A 5,789-nucleotide genomic window follows, 5' to 3' on the forward strand; every position below is an offset into this window, starting at 1 on the left:
TTTGACTCTGAACGAGCAAACAGGAAGCGGCCTTTGGGTGTGTCTTCTTCAACCAGCTGTTCACGGGTTATGCCTGTCGAGGCCAGAAACCCGTTAATCGCCTGTTCGGGGGCATCGACGCGCGGGCCCCGTTTTTCTACGATACGGTCTGCTTGCTGGTCATCAACATCAGATACATAAAGTGCCAGATGCCGCGATGATACCAGTCGGGCATTATCAGCATCGGCTTTTGCATAGCCAAGGCCAAGGTCATCAAGCGCGGCATAGACAAGACGTTGCAAATCAGCGCATGCCTTTAGCTGCATGCGGGCGGGAATATCTTCGCTGACAAGTTCGATAAATAGATCCGCCATTTACGCCTCTTGCTCTGGACTGGCAGATGTCTGCCCGATCCATGCTTCACAACATCCTTTGGCAAGCGCGCGAACACGGCCGATATATGACGCGCGCTCGGTTACCGAAATAACACCGCGTGCATCCAGTAGATTGAATAAATGGCTGGCTTTCATACATTGATCATAGGCTGGCAAGGCCAGCGGCGCATCACGTTCAAGCAAGCTACCGCATTCGGCTTCGGCATCTTTAAAATGTCGAAACAATATATCTGTGTCAGCATATTCAAAATTCCAGCTGGAAAATTCGACTTCGGCGCGATGAAAAATATCGCCATAGCATTTGCCACCCTCATCAGCCGCAACACCATCCCAATCCAGATCATAGACGTTATCAATGCCTTGGATGAACATCGCCAGACGTTCCAACCCATAAGTCAGCTCCAGCGGTACCGGATTACATTCGATACCACCAACCTGTTGAAAATAGGTAAATTGCGACACTTCCATACCGTCACACCATACTTCCCAGCCCAGACCCCATGCGCCCAATGTCGGGGATTCCCAATCATCTTCAACAAAGCGGATATCATGCGCATCAGGATCAAGTCCGATTGCACGTAAAGAGCCAAGATATAACGCCTGTGAGTCAGCAGGCGATGGTTTAAAAATCGTTTGAAACTGATAATAATGCTGAAGACGGTTTGGGTTTTCGCCATAGCGCCCATCGGTTGGCCGACGCGAAGGCTGAACATAGGCCGCACGCCATATCTTGTCAGGTCCCAATGCCCGCAACGTTGTCGCTGGGTGAAATGTACCTGCGCCAACTTCCATATCATAAGGCTGCAAAATCACTGCACCTTGCTTAGCCCAGTAAAGTTGCAAATTTAGAATGATTGACTGAAAATCGGTGCCTGCTTCTGAAATGTGCGTCTTTGTCATAATCTAAGACCGTCTATGATGTCTTGAACTGGATCGGTTGCCCGCAAACTACTCGCAAACACCTGTTAAATGCAACCCTAGCTAGGGCTAATAAGGGCAATCATTACGACCACAATTCTCACGCGCTACCCAAGCTTTGCAAATCGTACATTCTTCAAGATCAATCGAGTCACGATTTGCCTTATGCTGTTTACTTTTATTGCTATCTGTCCGGTCTTTTGTCTTGGCAATATTGGATTTGCGCGCGTCAATCGCCCGAAACACCCGCCACACAACCCATAAGATAAAGCATAGGCCAATAAGTTTGGGTAAAGACAAGATCATATTCAGCCTTTCATCACATTCAATTTTGACATAATGCGCATCCTACAAGCCAAAACGCGAGAGATAGGCGCGCTCAATCGCGATATCGGATGCTTCATTTACAATGCCACTTGCCATCTGTCCCGACAGGTTCGTCAGACCGAAAGGCAGTAATTTCCGCTTTGGCTCAATCATCATCAATTCGGTATCATCCCCAAATCGGCTGTTGATCGTCTGCCTGATTTCACCAACCGCATCGACCAGTCCCAGCTTGACCGCGGTTTCACCCGTCCAGAACGCACCGCTAAACAGTTCCGCGCGATCACCATTCAGCTTGACACCGCGCCGACTTTCGATATGGGCAATAAACTGGGCGTGAATTTCGGCCTGCAATGCTTTAAGCCGTTCGACTTCTTCAGCCTGTTCAGGTTGAAACGGATCAAGGATCATTTTTGATTCGCCTGCTGTATGAACGCGTCGGTCAACACCGATTTTCTTGATCGCTTTATCAAACCCGAAACCGGCGGATACAACACCGATCGACCCGATGATTGAGGATGGGTCAGCAAAAATTTCATCAGCACTTGCCGCCAGCCAATAACCGCCACTGGCCGCAACATCTTCACAAAAGGCCAGAACTGGCACATCGGCACGTTTGGCCAGATCGCGGATGCGGCGGCCAATCAGCGATGATTGTACAGGTGATCCGCCAGGCGAATTAATAATCAGCGCCACAGCCTTGGCACGCCGCATTGAAAAGGCTTTTTTCAATTGCGGTTCGACAGTCTCCAGCGAAATGCCGCGCCGCATACCACTGCCCGACGCGGCAATAACACCACTAAGCCGGACAACTGGCACAACCGGCTTTTTTTTACGCCAAAACAAAATCCGGTTCAGTACGCCCATAATGCAGATGTCTCATCAGTTGTTAGATAACGAAACCGAGAATGCAACATATTCGTTTCACATGCTATTATTTTTGACGCTAAGGATCGTTTTAAATCCATGATTCAGACCAGACAGCGTAAATGTCATGATCGTGCCGGATGCGTTAGATATAGCGCACCGCCTTGCATGATATGGCTGGCACTTTGCGTATAGCCACCCTGATCATTATGCAGAACAAGACCAGGTAAAATGGCACCGGGGCCCGTTATGTTTTTGCGCACCTGAATAATGACTCGGCTTGCTGGCGTGTCGTGGCGTGGCCAAAGCGGGCATAGCAATGTTTCGCCTGCACCATTCGACTCAAATGCAGTGATTAATTCCGATGCCCGATCTGCCCGACATATAAAGCTGATTCTGCCACGTGGTTTTGCCGCCCAAATGGCCGCTTTGACCCAGTCTGCAAGCTTGGTATCTTCACCCATATGTGCCATTGCACGGCTACGATTTTGGGGACGCGTCCCGCGGGTATCATGATAGGGCGGATTACTGACCACATGATCGAAGCTGTTCGCCAGAACAGGTGAGAGCGCCTTTATATCTCCTTGAAGCAAGCGAATTTGTGCGGCAAGATCATTATCTTTGATATTGCGTTCGGCAAGCGCCCCCATGGCCGCATCAATCTCAACCGCCGTGATATGAACCTCTGGCAACCGCTTGGCAATGCAAAGTGCGACACCGCCTACACCGCATCCCATATCAAGAATACGTTTGGTTCGTTGAGGTACCGACGCGGCAAGCAAAATGGCATCGGTACCAACCCGATAGCCTGTCTTTGGCTGGGTTATGGCAACCTTTTTGTTTAAAAGATGGTCATGTGTCACATCCATATCGGGATCAGTCATCATATAACTCTCCCGCATCATCCAGCACGCGCTCGGCACTTAGCTTATAGGCATTGGCAACAACGAGGCGACAGGGAAACGCGCCTATACCGCCCTCCAAAGCCGAAATGTGATTGTCAAAAACATCATGTTCAATGCCCGCGTCATTCAGCAACGCGCGCAAAAAAGACAATCTGACCATATTTGTCGTGCGGATAATTGTAACCATAGCTTAATATCACGCATTATTCAGCCATATCCAAGCCGATAGTTAGTACACCCTCACATCAGATCATAAAATTGTGCAGACTTATATATGCGGTGATATGTTTAATGTTGCTATGATGTTGCCATGAATATATAGATTTTGCTTGTTCCTGCCTTTACAGTACATATGTAATGAACATGCCATATAAATGGCATCAAGCACTCAGAATTATATGATTTGTCAGGTTGAAAAGATGGTTGCACAATCCGTTACAGTTGAAGATATAACGCCTGGCGTGCCTGCCACAGGTAATGCCGTCCCGCAACATCCACCTTCTTTGACAGCTTTGGTTGGTCTGCTTGCAGATGATATGGTTCAGGTCAATGAAACGATCATGGCGCGCATGACCAGTGACGTTCCACTGATTCCCCAACTAGCTGGACATCTGATTGCGTCAGGTGGCAAGCGCATGCGTCCCTTAATGACATTGGCAGGTGCCCGCATAGTCAGCGCAAACGCGACCGTCAGCAGTGTCGAGGCGATCAAACTGGCAACCGCGGTCGAATTCATTCATTCGGCGACCTTATTGCACGATGATGTGATTGATGAATCGAATATGCGCCGTGGGCAGAATACAGCTAATGCGCTATGGGGTAATGACGCGTCGGTTCTGGTGGGGGATTTTCTGTTTGCGCGGGCTTTCGAACTGATGGTTGAAAGCGGCAATATTGATGTGCTTGGCACCTTGTCATCCGCCTCGGCACGGATCACCGAGGCCGAAATCAAGCAAATGACGATTGCGGGTAATCCGGACACTAGGCTTGAAGATTATCTTGATGTCATTGAGGGCAAGACAGCCATTCTGTTTGCCGCCGCCGCCGCGTCAGGCGCCAAAATTGCTGGTGGTAATGAACAGGTAACGCAAGCGATGCACATGTATGGATTGAATTTGGGACTGGCATTCCAGATCATGGATGACGCGCTAGATTATACAGCTGATAGTGCGCAAATGGGCAAAAACGCTGGTGATGACTTCCTTGACCAGAAAATCACCTTGCCGGTTATTCTGGCCTATCAGAAAGCCAATGACGAAGAGCGTGGTTTCTGGCATCGCACGATGGGTGATGGCAACTTTGCCGCCGAAGATTTTGCCAAGGCACAGTCTATTATGGCGCATCACAAGGCGATTGAAGCATCGCTGGAAGCCGCCACGTCATATGCCAATAAGGCCAAGGCCGCTTTGACCATTTTTGACGCGCCCAACCAAGCCGAACTAGCACATGCGCTACGCGAGGCCGCCGCCTTTGCCGCTTTCCGGCGTACGTAAAGTCTGTTTTCGCTGGCTGGCTTCATCCAGCTTTATCAGGTGATCGCAAAAGTGCGGCAACCTCAACAGCACGATGGCCAACTTGGCGCGCCCAATAGCTATCCAATGCCTCATTGCTGGCATCTATCCAGTTACCATCATTAATCGCGGCGCGCATACGCCGGAATCCAGCCAGCCTTGTTTGCCCCAGATTAAACGCCATCGATATCATCCCCGCCTGACGTTTGTAATGAAATCCGTCAAAGGCCGGAAATAATGCCTGGCACGCGGCGCGGGCAATGGCAATATCATGTGCCAACAGCATGTCGATTTCATCCGCGCTTAAACCACGATCATCCAGATTGCGCCCCACCCCGATAGTCAGCTTGCCAACAATATCGCGATAGGGATGCGTGCGCCGCCCTTCATGCCGTTCCAGCATGGCGGCCAGATCATGATCATTTGTACGTATATGTCGGGGCCAAGCCCTATTCATGATGCGCACCTTGCCCACCTTGCCCAGCATGACCTTTATGCCCACCCACCCTGATAGCTGGCAGCATTTTTTCGGCACTTCGCCCCACCACATAGCCGCCAAGACCAATCTGCAACAGCAACCATGCCTCATCCGACAGGCGAAATACCAGCAGGCCAAACGAATCAAGGATCACCAGCACCAGAAAGCTCAGCATCGTGATCGGGCGCCAGTTACGTTGCATCCATGACTGTCCACCAATTTCGGCAGCAATCAGGCTGGCGCGCGCGGCCAGCTTTTCACGTTCCAGATCAAGGGTCAGTGCCAACGCCTGATTCTGCGCGGCGACCAGCGCCATGCGGGTGGCATCGCGTTCTTCGTCCGATGTATGCAGATCGTCAATCAAACTGGCAAGCGGCGCGAATATGCGCGCCATCATATCAAGAAGTGGCAT

Annotated in this window: 9 protein-coding genes; 1 reads left to right on the top strand and 8 read right to left on the bottom strand. The window is 50.4% G+C overall.

The window, feature by feature from the left end; genetic code table 11:
• The 6 genes from ABNT28_RS09705 to ABNT28_RS09730 form a co-directional block, all read right to left on the bottom strand.
• Positions 1-353, bottom strand: a 353-nt coding sequence (locus tag ABNT28_RS09705) for a glycine--tRNA ligase subunit beta (protein WP_348721483.1), incomplete at its 3' end; no start/stop codon positions are given.
• Positions 354-1,274 carry a glycine--tRNA ligase subunit alpha gene (locus ABNT28_RS09710; protein WP_332923295.1) on the bottom strand — a complete coding sequence of 307 codons (921 nt, stop codon included), beginning with the start codon at positions 1,272-1,274 and terminating at the stop codon, positions 354-356.
• Between the two features lie 87 nt (positions 1,275-1,361).
• Positions 1,362-1,598, bottom strand: coding sequence for a hypothetical protein (locus tag ABNT28_RS09715; RefSeq protein WP_348721484.1), 237 nt, complete (start codon positions 1,596-1,598; stop codon positions 1,362-1,364).
• Positions 1,599-1,640: 42 nt separating this feature from the next.
• A complete protein-coding gene (locus tag ABNT28_RS09720) occupies positions 1,641-2,483 on the bottom strand; it encodes a S49 family peptidase (protein ID WP_332923293.1) in 843 nt (280 codons plus the stop codon).
• A 125-nt stretch (positions 2,484-2,608) separates the two neighbouring features.
• On the bottom strand, positions 2,609-3,370 hold the full coding sequence (locus ABNT28_RS09725) for a methyltransferase (protein WP_332923292.1): 762 nt from the start codon (positions 3,368-3,370) through the stop codon (positions 2,609-2,611).
• Positions 3,360-3,575, bottom strand: coding sequence for a DUF2007 domain-containing protein (locus tag ABNT28_RS09730; RefSeq protein ID WP_332923291.1), 216 nt, complete (start codon positions 3,573-3,575; stop codon positions 3,360-3,362). Before ABNT28_RS09730 ends, ABNT28_RS09725 begins: the two co-directional genes overlap by 11 nt.
• 232 nt (positions 3,576-3,807) lie before the next feature.
• On the opposite strand from ABNT28_RS09730, the gene ABNT28_RS09735 reads away from it, so the two are divergent.
• Positions 3,808-4,881: a polyprenyl synthetase family protein gene (locus tag ABNT28_RS09735; RefSeq protein ID WP_348721485.1), complete on the top strand. Its 1,074-nt coding sequence runs from the start codon at positions 3,808-3,810 to the stop codon at positions 4,879-4,881.
• 22 nt (positions 4,882-4,903) lie between these two features.
• On the opposite strand, the gene ABNT28_RS09740 is transcribed toward ABNT28_RS09735, so the two are convergent.
• Both ABNT28_RS09740 and ABNT28_RS09745 read right to left on the bottom strand, forming a co-directional pair.
• On the bottom strand, positions 4,904-5,356 hold the full coding sequence (locus tag ABNT28_RS09740) for a glycoside hydrolase family protein (protein ID WP_332923289.1): 453 nt from the start codon (positions 5,354-5,356) through the stop codon (positions 4,904-4,906).
• Positions 5,349-5,789, bottom strand: a 441-nt coding sequence (locus ABNT28_RS09745) for a 3TM-type holin (protein WP_332923288.1), incomplete at its 5' end; no start/stop codon positions are given. The genes ABNT28_RS09740 and ABNT28_RS09745, both read right to left, overlap by 8 nt.

Origin of the sequence: uncultured Candidatus Puniceispirillum sp., from assembly GCF_963979125.1 — a bacterium.
Lineage (GTDB): Bacteria > Pseudomonadota > Alphaproteobacteria > Puniceispirillales > Puniceispirillaceae > Puniceispirillum.

Coding starts and splice junctions, on each gene's coding strand:
- ABNT28_RS09725 (WP_332923292.1), bottom strand. CDS start 3,370: ATGATGACTGATCCCGATATGGATGTGACACATGACCATCTTTTAAAC.
- ABNT28_RS09730 (WP_332923291.1), bottom strand. CDS start 3,575: ATGGTTACAATTATCCGCACGACAAATATGGTCAGATTGTCTTTTTTG.
- ABNT28_RS09740 (WP_332923289.1), bottom strand. CDS start 5,356: ATGAATAGGGCTTGGCCCCGACATATACGTACAAATGATCATGATCTG.
- ABNT28_RS09710 (WP_332923295.1), bottom strand. CDS start 1,274: ATGACAAAGACGCACATTTCAGAAGCAGGCACCGATTTTCAGTCAATC.
- ABNT28_RS09720 (WP_332923293.1), bottom strand. CDS start 2,483: ATGGGCGTACTGAACCGGATTTTGTTTTGGCGTAAAAAAAAGCCGGTT.
- ABNT28_RS09715 (WP_348721484.1), bottom strand. CDS start 1,598: ATGATCTTGTCTTTACCCAAACTTATTGGCCTATGCTTTATCTTATGG.
- ABNT28_RS09735 (WP_348721485.1), top strand. CDS start 3,808: ATGGTTGCACAATCCGTTACAGTTGAAGATATAACGCCTGGCGTGCCT.